Origin of the sequence: Methylobacterium sp. Leaf94, assembly GCF_001426045.1 — a bacterium.
Lineage (GTDB): Bacteria > Pseudomonadota > Alphaproteobacteria > Rhizobiales > Beijerinckiaceae > Methylobacterium.
Window position 1 is genome coordinate 123,194 of record NZ_LMRM01000003.1, and the last position, 18,405, is coordinate 141,598.

General features: G+C 68.1%; 13 protein-coding genes and 2 tRNA genes. 8 read left to right on the plus strand and 7 right to left on the minus strand.

Going from position 1 to position 18,405, the window contains the following annotated elements; translation table 11 throughout:
- Position 1 precedes the first annotated feature (1 nt).
- The 5 genes from ASG63_RS03345 (at position 2) to ASG63_RS03365 (ending at position 9,765) form a co-directional block, all read left to right on the plus strand.
- On the plus strand, positions 2 to 1,294 hold the full coding sequence (locus ASG63_RS03345) for an ArgE/DapE family deacylase (protein WP_056212072.1): 1,293 nt from the start codon (positions 2 to 4) through the stop codon (positions 1,292 to 1,294).
- Positions 1,295 to 1,390: 96 nt separating this feature from the next.
- Positions 1,391 to 2,917, plus strand: a complete 1,527-nt coding sequence (locus ASG63_RS03350; RefSeq protein WP_244479797.1) for a hypothetical protein — start codon at positions 1,391 to 1,393, stop codon at positions 2,915 to 2,917.
- 129 nt (positions 2,918 to 3,046) lie between these two features.
- Positions 3,047 to 4,375: an MFS transporter gene (locus ASG63_RS03355; RefSeq protein WP_200957521.1), complete on the plus strand. Its 1,329-nt coding sequence runs from the start codon at positions 3,047 to 3,049 to the stop codon at positions 4,373 to 4,375.
- 157 nt (positions 4,376 to 4,532) lie between these two features.
- Entirely contained in the window at positions 4,533 to 6,353 is a 1,821-nt protein-coding gene (gene typA / locus ASG63_RS03360) for a translational GTPase TypA (protein WP_056212074.1), read from the plus strand.
- A gap of 436 nt (positions 6,354 to 6,789) precedes the next feature.
- On the plus strand, positions 6,790 to 9,765 hold the full coding sequence (locus ASG63_RS03365; protein WP_056212076.1) for an Eco57I restriction-modification methylase domain-containing protein: 2,976 nt from the start codon (positions 6,790 to 6,792) through the stop codon (positions 9,763 to 9,765).
- 27 nt (positions 9,766 to 9,792) lie between these two features.
- Here ASG63_RS03365 and ASG63_RS03370 read toward each other — a convergent pair whose 3' ends face one another.
- Positions 9,793 to 11,448, minus strand: coding sequence for an acyl-CoA synthetase (locus tag ASG63_RS03370; protein WP_056212078.1), 1,656 nt, complete (start codon positions 11,446 to 11,448; stop codon positions 9,793 to 9,795).
- A 522-nt stretch (positions 11,449 to 11,970) separates the two neighbouring features.
- On the opposite strand from ASG63_RS03370, the gene ASG63_RS24920 reads away from it, so the two are divergent.
- On the plus strand, positions 11,971 to 12,123 hold the full coding sequence (locus tag ASG63_RS24920; protein WP_156389780.1) for a hypothetical protein: 153 nt from the start codon (positions 11,971 to 11,973) through the stop codon (positions 12,121 to 12,123).
- Between the two features lie 465 nt (positions 12,124 to 12,588).
- On the opposite strand, the gene ASG63_RS03380 is transcribed toward ASG63_RS24920, so the two are convergent.
- The 5 genes from ASG63_RS03380 to ASG63_RS03400 all read right to left on the minus strand — a co-directional run bounded on the left by ASG63_RS03380 (position 12,589) and on the right by ASG63_RS03400 (position 15,935).
- Complete coding sequence (locus ASG63_RS03380) at positions 12,589 to 12,870, minus strand: hypothetical protein (protein ID WP_056212082.1); 282 nt, start codon at positions 12,868 to 12,870, stop codon at positions 12,589 to 12,591.
- A 265-nt stretch (positions 12,871 to 13,135) separates the two neighbouring features.
- Positions 13,136 to 13,210: transfer RNA gene (locus ASG63_RS03385), tRNA-Thr, on the minus strand.
- 159 nt (positions 13,211 to 13,369) lie between these two features.
- Positions 13,370 to 13,828 (minus strand): NUDIX hydrolase, encoded by a 459-nt coding sequence (locus ASG63_RS03390; protein WP_056212083.1) that lies wholly within the window; start codon positions 13,826 to 13,828, stop codon positions 13,370 to 13,372.
- A gap of 357 nt (positions 13,829 to 14,185) precedes the next feature.
- A complete protein-coding gene (locus ASG63_RS03395; RefSeq protein WP_056212085.1) occupies positions 14,186 to 14,653 on the minus strand; it encodes a MarR family winged helix-turn-helix transcriptional regulator in 468 nt (155 codons plus the stop codon).
- A 214-nt stretch (positions 14,654 to 14,867) separates the two neighbouring features.
- Positions 14,868 to 15,935, minus strand: a complete 1,068-nt coding sequence (locus ASG63_RS03400; protein WP_056212088.1) for an HD-GYP domain-containing protein — start codon at positions 15,933 to 15,935, stop codon at positions 14,868 to 14,870.
- Between the two features lie 244 nt (positions 15,936 to 16,179).
- Here ASG63_RS03400 and ASG63_RS03405 point away from each other — a divergent pair.
- Positions 16,180 to 16,269 (plus strand) — tRNA-Ser (locus ASG63_RS03405).
- 99 nt (positions 16,270 to 16,368) lie between these two features.
- Positions 16,369 to 17,985 (plus strand): DUF6538 domain-containing protein, encoded by a 1,617-nt coding sequence (locus tag ASG63_RS03410; RefSeq protein ID WP_056212090.1) that lies wholly within the window; start codon positions 16,369 to 16,371, stop codon positions 17,983 to 17,985.
- Between the two features lie 46 nt (positions 17,986 to 18,031).
- Here the strand turns inward: ASG63_RS03410 and ASG63_RS24925 are convergent, their stop codons facing one another.
- A complete protein-coding gene (locus ASG63_RS24925; protein ID WP_156394053.1) occupies positions 18,032 to 18,400 on the minus strand; it encodes a hypothetical protein in 369 nt (122 codons plus the stop codon).
- Positions 18,401 to 18,405 lie beyond the last annotated feature (5 nt).

Genomic DNA, 18,405 nt, shown 5'->3' on the forward strand with positions numbered 1-18,405 from the left:
GATGCCCCTCGATCCCGCCCTTGCCGCCCGCATCGCCGAGGCCGTCGCGGCAGGATTTCCCGAGCAGGTCGCCCACACCCAGGCCCTGGTGCGGTTCGGGTCGACGCGGGGCGCGGAGCACGCGATCCAGGATTTCGTCTTCCGGGCCTTCCGCGCCCGCGGCTATGCCATCGACCGCTTCACCATGGACGGGGCCGCCCTTGCCGCCCATCCGGGCGGGGCGGCGATGTCGGAGGCGCATTCGCAGGCGCCCCTCGTCGTGGGCATCCATCGGCCGCGGGCCGAGACCGGGCGCTCGCTGATCCTCCAGGCCCATGTCGACGTGGTACCGCCCGGCCCCGCGGATCTCTGGACCCATCCGCCCTTCGAGCCCGTCATCGACGGCGACTGGATGTACGGCAGGGGCGCGGCCGACATGAAGGCGGGCCACGCCGCCAACCTGTTCGCTCTCGACGCGCTGGCCCGGATCGGCCTTCAGTCCGCGGCCACCGTCACCCTGCAATCCGTGGTCGAGGAGGAATCCACCGGCAACGGCGCCCTGATGACCCATCTGCGCGGCTACCGCGCCGATGCCGTGCTGGTCCCCGAGCCCGAAGACGAGAAACTCGTGCGCGCCAATGTCGGGGTGCTGTGGTTCACCGTCGAGGTCCGCGGCCGTCCGGTCCATGTCCGCGAGATGGGCGCCGGCGCCAACGCCATCGACGCCACCTATCGGGTGATCGGCGCCCTGCGGGCCCTCGAGGCGCGCTGGAACGGCGAGAAGGCGGCCCATCCCCACTTCGCCGACCAGCCCGACGCCATCAACCTCAATGTCGGCCGGATCGCGGGCGGCGACTGGGCCTCCTCGGTGCCGGCCTGGTGCCGGATCGACTGCCGCATCGCCCTCTATCCGGGCGTTTCGGCGGCGGAGGCCGCCCGCGCGGTAGAGCAGGCGATTGGCGATTTCGCCCGGGACGACGCCTTCCTGTCGAACACGCCGCCCCGCGTCAGCTTCGACGGCTTCTTCGCCGAGGGCTACGCCCTGGCGGAGGGATCGGAGGCCGAGGCGGCACTCGGCCGGGCACACCGGACCGCGACCGGCGCGGACCTGCAGAGCTTCATGTCGCCGAGCTATCTCGATACCCGGGTCTACGCCCTCTACGACCGGGTGCCGGCGCTCTGCTACGGCCCGATCAGCCAGAACATCCACGGCTTCGACGAGCGCGTCAGCCTCGCCTCCGTGCAGCGGATTACCACCGCGATGGCCCTGTTCATCGCCGAGTGGTGCGGGACGGAGGCCCGGGACGCTGGCTGACCCGGCGACCCTGCGCGGAAATGTGAGGACCGACGGTGTGGATGGCGCCCCGGCGAAGCCTTGTCGAACCGCGGGGCTACGCTAACCCTCTCCACCGTGACACATCCGCGGACCTTCCCCCTCGCTGCGCCCTCCGGCGCTCCCCGTCAGCCGGCTCGCCCGCGGGTCGTCCCGTCGGCGTTTCTGCCGCTTCTCCTGGGGTTCGCGGCAAGCCCTGCCGGCGCGCAGACCACCGATACGAGTTGCTACGTCACCGGCGGCGGCACCCTGGAGATCTGCCGGGGGAGCGAGGCCGAAGGGGTGTTCTTCGCGCCCCCGGCCTGTGAATCCGCCAGCGGCGTGCAGGTGATCCGCACGACGCCCAGCACCGGACCGCTCCAGGCCGTGTACCAGGCCGAGACGCCCCTGATCGCCAAGAAATCCCGGCGCGGCGCGGCGGACGGGGCCTGCGCGCCGCGCCGTGCCACCGACCCCCTCGACGGCGGCTCGGTCCGCTCCGGGGCGATGCCGGAGCAACTCGCCACCACGATGCCGCCGGCCCAGGGGCGCCTGTGGGAAATGGCCCGCGAAGTCGCCCGCAGCCAGGAGGGCGCCGGTGCCCAGGAGCGCGGACGCCGCCGCGGCCGTCGCCGGGCCGAACCCGCACCGGCCCCGGCGCCCGAGCCGGCCGGCGAGGGCATCGCGGCCCGGCATCCGATGACGGTGGCGGGGCGCGCCTGGGGCGGGGATGCCTACAGCTACGTGTTCTTCCTCGCGGCGGTGCCCACCGAGGCCGGCAACCGGCACGCGCTGCTCCAGGCCCGCACGCTGGACTTCGCCAGCTTCGACATCCGCGGCCGCACGGAGGCGGGCACGGTCTGGACGCCGTTCGGCGGGGACCGTCCGGAAGCACGATCCCGCCGCGGCCGGTCGCGGACGCCCGAGGCGCCGAGCCCCAGCGCCGTCCTCGACGAGACCGGGGCGGCACTCATCGGCAACTGCGCCGGGCAGGGCTTCGACCGCACCGATCTGGTCGGCGCGATCAGCGTGGTCGATCAAGTCTACCACTACTACTACACCGACGTGCTGCCCTCGGACTGCAACGAGCCGGCGGCGAACCGGCGAATGGGCCTCTACCTGCGCACCAGCCGGGATCTCACCGCCGACCGCGTCTGGTCGCCGGCCCGGACCGTCGCCGAGCCGCTGCCGGCCCAGAGCCTGGTGCGGGTGGCCAAGGCCCGGGACATGGACCGCTGGGTGGCGGCCTATCGCTGCAACCGCCCCGCCAACACCATGGACGGTCCCGTGGCCGACATCTGCGTGCAGTACACCGCCGACCTCGCGCCGGGCTCGCTCGCGGGCCTGACCTGGTTCTCGGAGCCGCAGGCGATCATGCGCTCCACCGCCTATCTCGGCCTGCGCTCGGGCGGCGACGGGTCGGGCCGTTTCGGACGCGGCCAGCATTTCTGGATGACGGACCGGTACGGCAACCTCGCGACCCCGACGAACTACCGCGCCAAGGCCGGCTTCCTGACCTGGCTCGACCGGCTCGCGCCGGGGCCGGGCGGCGCGAACGCGTCCAGCGTGTTCGGCCGCCCCGTCTACTGGGCCACCTGGTCCGTGCGGCCGGTGGCGGCGAAGTAGCGGCCGGGCCCGGCGCGTATCGGTTGGAGCGGGGCATCGGGCTCGACCGTGTGCCCCATTGCGTGCGGGGCGGTCCGGGGCTTGCTGGACCGTCCCTCCGCCCCGCTCGATCGCCCGGGAGACCACCGCATGTCCGAACCTTCGATGCCAGAGTCCGCGCCGCGCCAGCCGGCCCGGGCCGCCGTCGCGGCCTTCGTCGGCACCACGATCGAGTGGTACGACTTCTTCATCTACGGCACGGCCGCCGCCCTGGTGTTCGGGCCGCTGTTCTTCGCCGAGGCGACGCCCTTCGTGGCGACCCTGGCGGCCTTCGGCACCTTCGCGGTCGGCTTCTTCGCCCGGCCCCTCGGCGGGCTGGTCTTCGGACATGTCGGTGACCGGCTCGGGCGCAAGAAGGCGCTGGTGGTCACCCTGGTGATGATGGGCCTGGCCACCACCGGCATCGGTCTGCTGCCGACCTATGCCAGCATCGGCATCTGGGCGCCCCTCGCCCTCGTGGTCCTGCGCATCCTGCAGGGCATCGCGGTCGGCGGCGAGTGGGGCGGGGCGGTGCTGCTCGCCGCCGAGCATGCCCCAAAGGGACGCTCGACCTTCTTCGCCTCTTTCGCCCAGCTCGGCAGCCCGGCCGGGCAGATCCTGTCGCTGCTGGCCTTCCGCCTCGCCGGCCTGATGGACAGGGAGAGCTTCCTCGCCTGGGGCTGGCGCCTGCCCTTCCTCGTCAGCGTCGTGCTGCTCTTTGTCGGCTTGTTCATCCGCCTCGGCGTCGGCGAATCACCCGACTTCCAGAAGGATCAAGACGCCGCGAGCCGGACGGCCGCCCCGGCCCAGGCCCCGATCCGCGAGGTTCTGGCCACCAGCCTGACGCCGCTCGCCCTGGCGGCGGGCGCCAACACCTTCGCGATCGGATCGGTCTACCTCTTCAACACCTTCATGATCACCTACACGACCCAGTATCTCGGCCTGCCCCGGGCAACGATCCTCGACGCGCTGCTGGTGGCGGCCTGCGTCCAGTTCGTGATGACGCCGGTGGGCGCGCGGATCGCCGAGGCGATTCGCAACGAGCGCCTGTTCCTCCAGGGCACCCTGATCTGGGCGATGCTGGCGCCCTATCCCCTGTTCCTCCTGGTCGATCTCGGCTCCGTCCCCGCCCTGATGCTCGGCCTTGCCCTCAACGTGCTCGGCAGCGCCACCTTCTACGCGGTCATCGCCGGCTACGTGGCCGGCGCCTTCCCCACGCGGGTGCGCTACACGGCGATCTCCGTCGCTTACCAGGTCTGCGGCGCGATCGCGGGCGGCCTGACCCCGATCATCGGCACCCTCCTGGCCGAGCGCTTCCAGGGCCATTGGTGGCCCATCGCCGCCTTCGGCACCACGCTCGCGGCGATCTCGTTCGTATGCGTCACCGCGCTTGGCCGCTACCGGGGTCGGGCCATGCGCCTGGAGGCCGCCCGCGCCTGACGGGGGTGGGGCATGCTTGGTCCGACGGCGGTCGCCCCTTGCCCCGGAGCCTCACACCTTATATTGCGACGCGATAGCTCGATCCCGTGACCCGGCGCAGCCGGCCGCATTCCTGCGGCCCGTCGCGTGACGGGCTCTTCTCGCTTCCGGATACCCTATGAAGCTTCGCAACATCGCCATCATCGCCCACGTCGACCACGGCAAGACGACGCTCGTCGACAAGCTGCTGTCGCAGTCCGGATCGTTCCGCGAGAACCAGCGCGTGGAGGAACGCGCCATGGACTCGAACGATCTCGAGAAGGAGCGCGGCATCACCATCCTGGCCAAGGCGACCTCGGTCGTCTGGAAGGACACCCGCGTCAACGTCGTGGACACCCCCGGCCACGCCGATTTCGGCGGCGAGGTGGAGCGCATCCTCTCGATGGTGGACGGCGTGATCGTGCTCGTCGACGCGGCCGAGGGCCCGATGCCCCAGACCAAGTTCGTGGTCGGCAAGGCCCTCAAGATCGGCCTGAAGCCGATCGTGGCGATCAACAAGGTCGACCGTCCGGACGCCCGCATCACCGAAGTGGTGAACGAGGTGTTCGACCTCTTCGCGGCCTTGGACGCCACCGACGAGCAGCTCGACTTCCCGATCCTCTACGGGTCCGGCCGCGCCGGCTGGATGGCGACGGCGCCCGACGGCGACCAGAGCGAGGGCCTCGCCCCGCTGTTCGACCTCGTGCTCGAACACGTGCCCCAGGCCAAGGTCGAGGAGGGTCCGTTCCGGATGCTCGGCACCCTGCTGGAGGCCAACCCGTTCCTCGGCCGCATCATCACCGGCCGCATCGCGTCCGGCACCGTGAAGCCGAACCAGGCCATCAAGGTCATGGACCGCACGGGCAAGCTCGTGGAGACCGGTCGCGTCTCGAAGATCCTGGCCTTCCGCGGCCTGGAGCGCGCGCCCATCGATGTGGGCGAGGCCGGCGACATCGTCTCCATCGCGGGCCTCGTAAAGGGCACCGTGGCCGACACCTTCTGCGATCCGCAGGTCGAGACCCCGATCCAGGCCCAGCCGATCGATCCGCCCACCGTCACCATGTCCTTCATCGTCAATGATTCGCCGCTGGCCGGCACCGAGGGCGATAAGGTCACGAGCCGCATGATCCGCGACCGCCTGTTCAAGGAGGCCGAGGGCAACGTCACGCTCAAGATCGAGGAGGCGGCCGACAAGGATTCGTTCTTCGTCTCCGGCCGCGGCGAACTCCAGCTCGCCATCCTGATCGAGACCATGCGCCGTGAGGGCTTCGAGATCGCCGTCTCGCGTCCCCGCGTGGTGCTCTCCAAGGACGAGAACGACAACGTCCTCGAGCCGGTCGAGGAGGTCGTGGTCGACGTCGACGAGGAGTATTCCGGCGTCGTCGTACAGAAGATGTCCGAGCGCAAGGCCGAGATGATCGAGATGAAGCCGTCGGGAGGCTCCCGCCTGCGCCTCGTCTTCCATGCGCCCACCCGCGGCCTCATCGGCTACCAGGGTGAGCTCATGACCGATACGCGCGGCACCGCGATCATGAACCGTCTGTTCAAGGCCTACGAGCCCTACAAGGGCGAGATGCCCGGCCGCCGCAACGGCGTGCTGATCTCCAACGACAAGGGCGAGGCCGTGGCCTACGCCATGTGGAACCTTGAGGATCGCGGCCCGATGATGATCGAGCCCGGCGCCAAGGTTTACCAGGGCATGATCATCGGCGAGCACAACCGCGAGAACGATCTCGAGGTGAACGTGCTCAAGGGTAAGAAGCTCACCAACATCCGCACCACCTCGAAGGACGAGGCCGTGCGCCTGACGCCGCCGATCCGCATGACCCTGGAGCGCTCGCTCGCCTGGATCCAGGACGACGAGCTGATGGAGGTCACGCCGAAGTCGATCCGCCTGCGCAAGACCTACCTCGACCCCAATGAGCGCAAGCGCTTCGAGCGCTCGGGCGGCGTCGCCTAAGCACGCACACCCTTCTCAAGCACCGATGACGGGAGGCCGGGCGAAAGCCCGGCCTTTTTTCGTTTTTCCGTCCCGCCTCTCGCGCCCTCGGCGGCGCCTCAGGATCGCAAAATAATACCTAGAATATATTTATTACCAACGTTAGGTTTGATCATGTTCAGCGTCCCCGCTTTCGATCGCCCCCGCCCTGCAGCCTTCCCCAGGTGGCCCCTGCGACGACCTCGATCCCGCCCCGGTCGGAGATCGGCCTCTTCGGGTCTGCCCGGTCCGTTCGGACGCGAGTCGCGGGCGCCCGCGCTGTGGTGCTCCGCAACGCCGTGCGGGGAAGCCCGGCAGGCGGCCGGGCCTGTCCGTCTTCGCCCCGGTGCCGGTCCGGCGATCGGATGACGCCGGAACACGCGGTCGAGATGGATGCGCAAGCGTTGGAGTGTTTCGGATGGACCTGCAGCGAGGCCGCGAGTTCGATCAGTTTCTCGTCGTCCTGGACCGGTTGTGCCAGCGCTTCGCGAAGTATCGTCCGGAGTATCGCAAGGGGCTGGACGAGTACTCGCTGCGGAACGAGTACCTCGATCCATTCTTCGAGGCGCTGGGCTGGGACGTCAGGAACACGAAGGACGACCCGCCCTTCATGCGCGACGTGCGGGTCGAGTACAGGGCCTACGACGGCGTCATCAACGGCAAGGCGGATTACGTCTTCCGGATCGGCGGGTTCGATCGCTTCGTCTGCGAGGCGAAGAAGTTTCCCGAGAAGCTGGAGAACCACCGGTTCCAGCTGCAGAACTACGTCTACAACCTGCGTCTCTGGATCGGGCTGACGACGAATTTCGACGAGTTGAACCTGTTCGTCGTCGGGGGGAGGCCGAGTCGGGAGAAGCCGTTCAGCGTCGTGCCGGGCTGGCGCCTCTGCTACCAGGATTACCGGGATGCGGCGCCCAAGATCTGGGACCTGCTGTCACGGCAAGCCGTCGCGGCCGGTTCCCTGGAAGCCTTCATCCAGAACCTGCCCAAGGTCACCTCCCGGACCGACCGGCAACTCTGGCTGATCAAGCCGGACCGCAACCGGGCCGTCGATACCGATTTCCTGCAATACCTCGAAGGCGAGCGCGCCCGGCTGGCCAAGTCCCTGATCCGGCACAACGCAGCCCTGCACTGGGACGTGGAGTCGATCAACGAGGCCGTCCAGGTGATCCTCGATCGCCTCATCTTTCAGAGGGTCTGCGAGGACCGCGACATCGATACCTTCCAGACGCTCCGGCAGGCGTTGTCGCTCTGGGAACGGCACGGACGCCGGAAGGGCGAGCTGTGGACCGTGATCGTCGGCAACCAGGCGAACATGCGGGCGGCCTTCAACGGCGGGCTCTATGGACGGGCCGGAGCGCCGGCCCACTTCGTCGAGTCCTGCGTGGTCGATGACCGATGGCTCGCCGATTTCATCGATCATCTGGCCGGTGACGAGTCGCCCTATCTCTTCAGCACCCTGCCGATCGAGATCCTGGGGTCGGTCTACGAGCGCTTCCTCGGGTCGGTCATCGACGAACAGGGGAACGTCACCCCGAAGCCCGAGATCCGGAAGCAGGGCGGCGTCTTCTACACGCCCGAGCACATCGTCGCCCACATCGTCGACGGCGCCCTGGCGCCGCTCCTCGACGGCAAGACGCCGGAACAGATGCGTCGCATCCGGATCCTCGATCCGGCCTGCGGGTCCGGAACCTTCCTGATCCGTGCACTGGAAAAGCTCTTTCAGGCGCATATCCACTATTACCATCTCAACGTGGACAAGCGGGACGGCAAATCCGTCTATCTCGACGCCCATGGCGACCTGAAGCTGACCAGCGAGCTGAAGAAGCGCATCGCCAAGGATTGTATCTTCGGCGTCGATATCGATCGCCAGGCCACCGAAGTCTCGGAGATGTCGATCTATCTCAAGATCCTCGAGGGCGAGACCCAATCCACCCTGGGGCGGCAGGGGGTACTGTTCCCGAACGAGACGTTTCTTCCGGACCTGACCGGCAACATCCATGTCGGAAACAGCCTCGTCGGACAGGATGCCTACGCGCTTCTGCCGGCCGGCCTGCGGATCACCGAGGCGAAACCGTTCTCCTGGGAGCTGTCGTTTCCGGAGGTCCGTGCCCGCGGCTGGTTCGACGCGGTCATCGGCAATCCGCCCTACGACGTCATCGAGAAGGAGCGCGGCGCGGCCTCCTGGCCCCACGACGTCTTCCGCGCCTACCTCGCCCGGACGGACCGACTGGACGCCGCGAAGGGCGGCAAGCTGAACCTGTTCCGGTTCTTCCTGATCCAGAGCCTGCAGCTCGTCAGGCACAACGGTTCCCTGGGCATGATCGTGCCCATGGCGCTGCTCGCCGACTTCAGCTGCAAGACGACGCGCCTCGCGGTCCTGGATCAGGTCGACGAGCTGAACGCGCGGGCCTTTCCCCAGAAGGACATCCGCCAGCATCGCGTCTTCTACGATGCCAAGCTGTCGACGGTGGTCGTCGGAGGCCGCAAGCGCCCGCCGTCCCGGCGCAAGCACAACCCGCGCATCAGCCTCCACGTCTATCCCCGGGCGTCGTTCGACGATCCCTCCCGGGACGTCACGATGCGACGGAGCGAACTGGCGGCCATCGATCCCCTGGGCCTGCCGATCCCGATCACCGATCAGGCCTCATGGGAGCTGGCCAAGAAGCTGCATCAGGCGAACTCGGTCGCGCGCCTCGACGGAATCGCGGGGATTCGGATCGCCCGCGGCGAGATCAACCAGACGATCTACCGCGCCTACATCACGGACGATCCCCGACACAGCAGGCTCCTGAAGGGCGTGGAGGTCTCCGCCTACGCGATCCATCGCACCCTGAGCCAGGGGCGCGTCGAATGGTTCGACCGTGCGCGCTACGAGCAGGCCCACATCACGCCGGATGCCGTCGGCGTCCGGCGCATCGCGACCCAGAGGATCACCGGCGTCGACGAGCGGCATCGGATCGTCGCGACCCTCTCGGAGCCGGGCTGGTACTTCGCCGATTCGACCAACGCGGTCGTCGTCGCACCGACCTGCGATCTGTCCCCGGAATACATCCTCGCCTGCCTGAACAGCCAGCTGCTGCAATGGCGATTCCAGCTGACCAGCTCCAACAACAATGTCGGAACGAACGAACTCGCCGCCCTGCCGATCAAGTTGCTCGACCTCGGAGATGCCGGCGAGGCGCGGACGCACGCTGCGATCGTCGCCCAGGTCGGACACCTGATGCAGCTGGGTGCGCGCCTTAATGCCAATCCCAGCGTGAAGGTCCGGGCGGAGGCGATCGAGCGCTTCCGAGAGGTTCACTCCGGCCTCGATCGGACGATCGAGACGCTCTACAGCCTGACGACGGATGAAGCGGCTCTGGTCCATCGCAGGTTCGCGGCCCCACCGTGATCGGCGACGGGCGGGGCCGTCGCCCGCTCACGTCTCCTTCGCCCGTTCCCGCAGCAGGTACTTCTGCACCTTGCCGGTCGAGGTCTTCGGCAGCTCTCCGAACACGATGTGGCGCGGGAGCTTGTAGCCGGCCAGCCGCTCGCGGCACCAGGCGATGAGGGCGTCGGCCTCCACGGTGGCATCGGGCTTCAGCTCGACGAACGCCATCGGGGTCTCACCCCACTTCGCGTCGGGGCGGGCCACGACCGCGGCGGCGGAGACGGCGGGGTGGCGGAACAGGGCGTCCTCCACCTCGATGGAGGAGATGTTCTCGCCGCCCGAGATGATGATGTCCTTCGAGCGATCCTTGAGCTGGATGTAGCCGTCCGGATGCTTGACCCCGAGGTCGCCGGAGCGGAACCAGCCGCCCGCGAAGGCGGCCTGCGTCGCCTTCGGATTCTTCAGGTAGCCGCGCATCACCACGTTGCCGCGGAACATCGCCTCGCCCATCGTCTCGCCGTCAGCGGGCAGGGATTCGCAGGTCTCGGGATCGCGGATGTCGAAGCCCTCGAGCACGGGATAGCGCACGCCCTGGCGCGCCATCCTGGCGGCGCGGACCTCGTCGTCGAGGGCGTCCCAGTCCCGATGCCAGGCATTCACCACGGCCGGGCCGTAGGTCTCGGTGAGACCGTACAGGTGGGTGACGTCGAAGCCGGCGGCCCCCATGGCGCCGAGAACCGCCTGGGGCGGCGGCGCGGCCGCCGTCAGGAAGGCGACCCGCCGGGGCAGGGGGCGGCGCTCCGCCGCGGGCGCGTTCAAGAGGAGTTGCATCACGATCGGCGCGCCGCACAGATGCGTAACGCCATGCTCGGCCAATGCCGCATAGAGCGCGCCGGCCCGGACCTGGCGCAGGCAGACATGGGTGCCGGCGACCACCGAGAGGGTCCAGGGAAAGCACCAGCCGTTGCAGTGGAACATCGGCAGGGTCCAGAGATAGACCGGGTGCTGCCCGAGGTTGCCCGTGATGACGTTCCCGAGGCAGAGCAGGGCGGCGCCGCGATGGTGATAGACCACGCCCTTCGGGTCGCCGGTGGTGCCCGACGTGTAGTTCAGCGAGATCGCGTCCCACTCGTCGCCGGGCATCGCCCAGTCCCAGGCCGGGTCGCCCTCCGCCAGCAGGGCCTCGTAGCCGAGGCTGCCGACCGCCGTGCCGGGGCCGGTGAATTCCGGATCGTCGACGTCGATCACCAGGGGCTTGACCCGGGCCTGGGCCAGCGCCGGGGCCACGACCTTCGAGAATTCCCGGTCGGTGATCAGCACCTTGGCCTCGCCGTGGTCGAGGCAGAAGGCGAGACCGGCGGCGTCCAGGCGGGTGTTCAGGGTGTTCAGCACGGCGCCGGTCATCGGCACCCCGTAATGGACCTCGATCATCTCGGGCGTGTTGGCGAGGACGACCGCGACGGTGTCGCCGCGCCCGATGCCGCGTGCCGCGAGGGCCGTCCCGAGGCGGCGGCAGCGCGCGTAGAGCTCGGCATAGCTGCGCCGCAGGGGGCCGTGGATCACCGCACAGTGATCCGGGAAGACCCGCGCCGACCGGTCGAGGTAGCTCAGGGGCGTCAGCGGCTGGTAATTCGCCGGGTTCCGGTCGAGGTCCCGGTCATAGATCGATGGCGCGGCCCTGGCGGCCGTCGTTGAGGCGGTCATCGGCGTATCTCCCTGGCGAGAGAGTACCCCGTCGCGGCGTTCCGACAAATCGCCCCGGATCATCGCCCACAAGGGGCCTTGCGTGGCGACGCAGGCCCGAACGGCCGGCAGCTGCGGCAGCGGCGCCCTGTCTCAGGTGGTAGGCGATCTCCCGGCCGCCGGAGCGGATCGGCGACGCGGTGCCCGGGGGAAGGGTGTCCCCCGCGAGGGAGACGAGGCGCGGCTGGGTCTGCCCGAGCCCGTTCGGGAACAGGGACACGGCCATCGTGCGGGAGAGCAGACCCTCCGCCGCGATTCCAGCGTCCTCGGTTCGGACCGGACGGACAACCTCCTGAACGCGCACATCCAGGCGACGCAGGGTAGTGAGCTGCCGACGGCGCGGACATGACGATCCGCGGGAGCTGACGGGCTGCCAGACGAATGCGCTGCTCCGAGCGACCGTAAGGCAGATGGATCCTGCGCGTCTGCGTTTCGCTCAGAACGCTTTGCTTCGGATCTGGCGAATGCCGGATACGCTGCGGCATGAAAGCCGATCACGACATCGGCCTCAACGTCGCTTCCCATTTCGCCCTCCCGCTGCCGGAGGCCGTATCGAAGCATCTTCCGCAGTCCAGACTTGCTGCCCAGGCTGCCGCAATGCGGCAGGCGATTTCCATAGCGATATGCGCGGCGTGACATGGTTACGATATCATCGCCCGGCTTCTCTTCGCGGCTGTCGGCAAAGCTTGTGCATGCGGCAACGTTTCAGGCGCCGCGCTCCCTCGCTCGGTTCATGACCCTCAGGCGAAGGGGGCGCCCCGCGACGGCACCGCCGAGACCGTCCGTGATCGAGAGCGGGAAACACCGCGCGATGCTCCCGAGTACGCCAGCGAGGAACTCTTTCTGAGCCGCATCGTCGCCCGTAAGCTTCGCGTGCGTGATCCGCGGTTGCCCCTGGAGGCTGCCATCACGCCTGATGCTGAGCAGCACCGTGACCTCTGAGCCGGCCGAGCCTGCCGGGCCCCCCACCGACTGCGAACACGAGCCGAGTGCCTGCCACAGCCCGGCCAGGGTCGATGCCGGCTCAGCGCGGGCGGCGGGAGTGATCGCGACGGCCAGTACCAGGGCGAGGATCGGAGAGCGCATGCGGTCCGCAGACGATCAACGGGCCTGCGGCTCAGCGGGCTGAGCCCCACGGAGGGCCTCCCCGAGATCGTCGTCCTCCTCGTCATCGGGCTCCTCGGTGGAGTACCCGTCCCGGTCCGGAGCCGACAGTTCTCTTTGCCCGCGTGGCTTCCCGTCCAGGCCGAGATCACGCTCACGCTTCGTGCGTGGCGCTTCGCGCGTGCTCGGGCCATCGGATGGAGGCTGAAGGCTCTGCGCGCTCGCATGCACCGCCATGAACAGGCTGATGGCCATCAGCGATAGGGTCGCGCGTTTCATGGGAATGCTCCGAGGCCGGCGGTTCCAGACCCATGCACGGTCCTACACCCTGCTTCGCCCCGTGTCCGCTTTCGCCGTCCGCTGCCGGTCGGGGGGGGCTTCGAACGGCCGATAGCAGGGTCGTACGGGGCGTGCGGGCGGCTGACGCAAGGGTGCGAAAACCGCGTTCCGAACCTGGACCGCCCGCGTGCTGCCCAGACAAAAAGCCGGACCGGGCGGCAGTCGGCACCATCACCCCGAACGCGCTGTTTTTGTTGGAGAATAATGGTGCTGCTGGACAGGATTGAACTGTCGACCTCCTCATTACCAATGAGGTGCTCTACCACTGAGCTACAGCAGCTAAACGTCCTGGGTTGCGGCGAGGGCCGTGCGAACCGGACGGACGGGCAATTAGCCGATCATCATCCCCTTGGCAATCGCATCGCAGCGAATTGTGTCGGTTTCTCTCGGGTCGGTGGCCGAATTCCCACGGGCGCGGCGGGGACGTCGCCCGCCCGTCTCAGGCGAGGGCGCCGGTTTCCCGCTTGCAGGCGGCACGGATGATCGCGGCGAGCCCCGCCTCCGCCACGGCGTCGGCCGCCTCGGACGGCTTGAACCAGCGATCCTCGCGCTGATGGCGCTCCGGCCAGTGCTTGAGCTGCTTGCGCACCTCAAGGGGAAACACCTTCACCTGGCACAGGACCGCATCGCGGCTCTTCAGGCGCTTCTCGTAGAGGTAGAAGCCGAGGGGACGCTTGCCGACGGTGCCGAGGAGGCCGGCTTCCTCGTAGGCTTCCCGGGCGGCGGCGTCGTAGGGCTTGCGCCCCTTCATCGGCCAGCCCTTCGGAATCACCCAGCGCCGGCTCTCCCGCGAGGTGATGAGCATGATCATGAAGCCGCCATCGGGCATTCGCCGGAACGGCAGAACACCAACCTGCCGTCGCGGGGCCAGATCCGCTTCGCCCGCATGCGCACTCATCGGTCGGAAACGCCGGACCGACCGGCAAGTTCGACCCTGATGCGTCCTGGCCCGGACACGCCAGCGATCGACGGGCACGGCCCGGGGAATCCGTTCGTCGGAACCGGGGACGGGGTCGCGATGGCCTGCTGAACCGGTCGGTGGGAATCCACGATACGCTCAATCCCGCACAGGTTGTGAACGAGGGCTTGTCCGCGGCATCGCGCGCTCGACAGCACCGCCTTAACGGCACTGTCCCGTTCGGTTCAAGAAAAACTTATCCGGCAAAATTCCCGGCCTTCCAGGGAGCGGCGGCGTCCGAAGCCGGGCTCGGCGGCTCGGCGGCTCGGCGGGGTGCGGGGCCGGCGCTCCGGTCCGTTACCCGGCCGCACTGAGGTTCTCGATCAGGGCGTTCAGGTCCGCCCGCATGGCCTGCACCTCCGGCTCCGACATGTTGAGCTGGCACATCACGGATTCTCGCACGGCGGCCGCCTCGGCCCGGAGCCCCTGTCCGCGCGGCGTGAGCGCGATCTCGACCTCGCGCTCATCGGAGCGCCGTCGGCTCCGGACGAGGAAGCCCGCCACCTCCAGGCGTTTCAGGACAGGGGTCAGGGTGCCGGAATCCAGGCGCAGGCGCCGCCCGATCTCCGAAACCGTGATGCCGTCGGTCTCCCACAGCACCAGGAGGACGAGGTATTGCGGGTAGGTCAGGCCCATCCGCTCCAGCATCGGGCGGTAGGACTTCGTCATCCGGTGGGCGGCCGCGTAGAGGGCGTAGCAGAGCTGGTTGTCGAGGAGCAGCGGATCGGTGAGGGGCGCGGTTGTCTCGCGGGAAGCGTCCATCATGCATGCCATGCCACTGAAATCCCGAAGCCCGCGACCGCGGCGTCCCAGCAAGACGACGGGGACCGCCCCTGCGGACAATCGAGGATAGCGGACGTAGATGCCTCTAGTATATGCCTGTTTCGCCGCAGCGGTAACAGGATCCCGGCCTTCTGTCGCCCTCCGGATCCGGTGATGTCTCGCCGGCTGAGCCGGGATCCGCGGCGTCCGGCCGGGGTCAGGCGGCCGCGTTCTCGGGCGGATGCTCCGCGATCAGGCCGACAATGTCGGTCCACCGCGAGACGAAGGCGGCGACGCAGTCGGGATCGAAATGCGTCCCGGCCTGTGCCTCGATGTGCTGGCGAGCCCGCTCCAGGGACCAGGCCTTCTTGTAGACCCGCTCGGAGATGAGGGCGTCGAACACGTCGGCCACCGCGATGATCCGGCCGGCCAGGGGAATCTCGGTGTTCCTCAGGCCCTGGGGGTAGCCTTCGCCGTCCCAGCGCTCGTGATGGGTGAGGGCGATGTCGGAGGCGAGCTGCAGCAAGTGGGACGGGCTGTCGTGGAGCATGCGGTAGCCCCGTAGGGCATGCTGCTTCATCTCCTCGCGCTCGGCCTCGGTGAGGGCGCCCGGCTTCATCAGGATATGGTCCGGGATGCTGATCTTGCCGATGTCGTGCATGGTCGACGCGAAGGCGATGTCGTTCGCCTCCTGCTCCGGGAGGCCGAGGCCCTCGGCGATCGCGATGGCGCAGCCGGCGACGCGGGTCAGGTGGCCCCCCGCCTGGTCGTCGCGGAACTCCGCGGCCAGCATCAGGCGGCGGATGATCTCCCGCTCCCGGGCTGCGGCCTCGACGACGGCCCGCTCGACGGTGTGTGCCGCCAGCCGGCCCTGGTGCTCGGCGGCCCGGCGGGCGAGGGCGAGTTCGATCAGGTTGCCGACCCGGGTCCGCAGATCGAAGGGATCGACCGGATACGCCATGAGATCGGTGGCCCCGGCGGCCGCGGCCGCGCGCCGGACCGGTGGCGCATCGTCGGCCGCGATCAGCAGGATGGGCGTCCGAGCCTGCGCCCCCAGGCCGCGCACCCGTGCGATCAGCGCGAGCACTGCGCAGGACTCCTGGGCGCCCGCCTCGACGACGATCAGGTCGCAGGCCGGCAGAGGGCCGCGATCGGTCGCGAGATCCTGGGGCAGGCCGCTGACGGGGCGGATCACGCAGCCGAGGGGGGCCAGGACGCGGATGAGATGCAGGGGCGCGGAGCCGGCCAGGACGGCGATCACGGCAGTGGCGGCGTCCGATGCCATCCCTGGGCTTCCCGATCCTGTCAATCCCCGTACGGCGTCCAAGGCGTCGCCGACGGGTTTCCGATTCGCGTCCCGCAGACCGTCGCACCGCCCCGGTTAAGCAACGCTGAAGACCCCGGCGCATCCGAACCGCGACACCGCCGGCTCCCTCGTCTTCTCCTCGGTCACGCTTTCCCGCGATCCCCGCTTGTGAAAGCCGGAGCACTCGTGCTAGTGACCGCCCGTCTCATCGAGGCGCCTTCGCGGAGAGGTGGCAGAGCGGTTGAATGCACCGCACTCGAAATGCGGCATGCCTGCAAGGGCATCGGGGGTTCGAATCCCCCCCTCTCCGCCACGCACCCCCCTAAGTGCTTGATCCTACAGAACCTATTGGCAAGTAAGGCTTTTTTATCCGCCTGGTGGTACACACAGGTGGTACACAGTGCCGTTGCCCATGCCCCGCCCCACGAAGCATCCTAAGACCGGCGTCTACCAACTCCGCAGGCGCGTGCCCGAGGACCTGGTGAAGCTCGTTGGCAAGGTGGAGGTGAAGTTTTCCTTGAAAACCAAGGACCCGGCCGAGGCCAGGGCCCGCCACTTCGCCGAGAACACCGCCTTGGAGGAGCGCTGGGCCAACCTAAGGAAGGGCCTGCAGCCGCTCACCAATCGCCAGGTCCAGGCCATTGCCGGCGAAATCTATCACAGCAAGGTCGCCGAACACGCAGACGATCCGGGCGCAGCCGAGCAATGGCGTCGGGAGGCTGTGGCGGACAATGGGCTGAAAAGCCTCCGGATGCGCACCTCTGGCAGTCCGTCGGCATTGCGGCTCGCGACGGGTTGGTCCGAGGCGGAGGCGTTGGTGCGGGCGCGCTACGGGCAAGCCACCGACAAGGTCATCTCGGACAAGGGCCTCGTCGTCACGGAGGGCGACCGTCGGCGCATCATCCTCGCCGCCGCGGAAGCGAACGGGTTGGCGCACGAAAGCCTTCTGCGGAACGCCGAGGGCGATTATACGCCCGACGAGCATGCCAAGCGTTTCCCTCCGCCCTTCACCTCGGCGGGACCTCTGAAATTCGCTGACGTTTGGGCGGAGTACCGACGTTCGGTTCAGCCGAGCGAGGCCACCGTCAAGCGGTGGTACCCGATCCTGAGGAAATTCATGGCCTTCGTCGGCACCGAGGACGTCCGGCGCATCACCGCCGCGGACGTCGTTCGCTGGCGTGACAAGATGATGGGCACGGCATACGGCCTCAGTCCCTTGACGGTGCGGGACGTCTACCTCGCAGCTCCGAAAGCCCTTCTCAGCTTCGCCGTCGCCCAGTCCAGGATGGAGAGCAATCCGGCCGCAGGCGTGGTCGTGAAGGTGGGGAAGAGGAAGAGGAAGGTGCGCAAGTCGGGTTTCTCTGCCGAGGAAGCAAACCAGATCCTTGCGGCATCCCTCGCTCCACAGAACGGTCTGGCCTCTCAGGAGCTGAAGGACGCCCGCCGTTGGGTCCCTTGGCTGTGCGCCTATTCCGGCGCCAGGGTGAACGAGATCACCCAGCTCCGGGCCCAGGACGTGAGGCTCAGCGAGGGGGTCTGGGTGATGGACATCACGCCCGAGGCCGGCACCACGAAGACGAACGACTCCCGCGAGGTGCCACTTCACGATCACCTCGTAGAACAGGGTTTCCTCGATTTCGTGCGCTCGAAAGGTTCCGGGCCATTGTTCTACAGCGTCGAGCGCCAACGTGGGGCCTCCGCCGCCAATCCGACCTACGTGAAGGTGGGGGGCAAGCTCGCTGAGTGGGTCCGAGCGCTCGGCGTCGACGACGAGAACGTCCAGCCGAACCATGCTTGGCGACATCGGTTCAAAACCGTCGGACGAAGGATCGGTATAGACTCGGCCAAGCTCGATGCCATCCAAGGCCATGCGGCAGCGTCGGAAGGCGACGGCTACGGCGATTTTCCTCCCGACGCGCTGAAACCGGAGATCGACAAGATACCGCGCTATGAGGTCATTGCGGGACCGACCGTCGATCGCCGCATTAAAAAATCCAAGAAATCCTCGATGACCGGAGCGACTGTTTGAATGCCCTGCTGGATCGACGTCGAGACCGTAAGAAAGCGAACGAACTTCAACGCTTCATTCTCGTGATCGCTGCTAGGGCATCCAATAGTGCTTCCTCCGCTTCGTTGACCTTGGCGCTGACAAGGTGGTCGTGCCGGTCGGCCGACACCAGGAAGGCGTGAAGCATTTCAGGGCAGTGGCGGACGAGTTCTCGGAAGTGATCCCCTTTCGGCGCGCATGAGCCGTTGAACCAATTTTTGACGCTACGCTCGCCAGCACCTGTCCATCGTGCGACCAGCTTCACCGCCGAGGGACGGCCCCCAACCGAGATCCGCAGGACGTTGGACACCATCGCTGCGAACGTCTCGCCTTGGCTCGGCGGCATCCGTCCACCGCCGCGACCATGAAAAGAATTGCCCTTCTTAGGAAACGACATTCCAG

What these genes read in the sequence shown, in the direction of transcription:
- ASG63_RS03345 (WP_056212072.1), top strand. Translation starts at nt 2, where the DNA reads ATGCCCCTCGATCCCGCCCTTGCCGCCCGCATCGCCGAGGCCGTCGCG.
- ASG63_RS03355 (WP_200957521.1), top strand. Translation starts at nt 3,047, where the DNA reads ATGTCCGAACCTTCGATGCCAGAGTCCGCGCCGCGCCAGCCGGCCCGG.
- typA (WP_056212074.1), top strand. Translation starts at nt 4,533, where the DNA reads ATGAAGCTTCGCAACATCGCCATCATCGCCCACGTCGACCACGGCAAG.
- ASG63_RS03365 (WP_056212076.1), top strand. Translation starts at nt 6,790, where the DNA reads ATGGACCTGCAGCGAGGCCGCGAGTTCGATCAGTTTCTCGTCGTCCTG.
- ASG63_RS03370 (WP_056212078.1), bottom strand. Translation starts at nt 11,448, where the DNA reads ATGACCGCCTCAACGACGGCCGCCAGGGCCGCGCCATCGATCTATGAC.
- ASG63_RS24920 (WP_156389780.1), top strand. Translation starts at nt 11,971, where the DNA reads ATGAAAGCCGATCACGACATCGGCCTCAACGTCGCTTCCCATTTCGCC.
- ASG63_RS03380 (WP_056212082.1), bottom strand. Translation starts at nt 12,870, where the DNA reads ATGAAACGCGCGACCCTATCGCTGATGGCCATCAGCCTGTTCATGGCG.
- ASG63_RS03390 (WP_056212083.1), bottom strand. Translation starts at nt 13,828, where the DNA reads ATGAGTGCGCATGCGGGCGAAGCGGATCTGGCCCCGCGACGGCAGGTT.
- ASG63_RS03395 (WP_056212085.1), bottom strand. Translation starts at nt 14,653, where the DNA reads ATGATGGACGCTTCCCGCGAGACAACCGCGCCCCTCACCGATCCGCTG.
- ASG63_RS03400 (WP_056212088.1), bottom strand. Translation starts at nt 15,935, where the DNA reads ATGGCATCGGACGCCGCCACTGCCGTGATCGCCGTCCTGGCCGGCTCC.
- ASG63_RS03410 (WP_056212090.1), top strand. Translation starts at nt 16,369, where the DNA reads ATGCCCCGCCCCACGAAGCATCCTAAGACCGGCGTCTACCAACTCCGC.
- ASG63_RS24925 (WP_156394053.1), bottom strand. Translation starts at nt 18,400, where the DNA reads ATGTCGTTTCCTAAGAAGGGCAATTCTTTTCATGGTCGCGGCGGTGGA.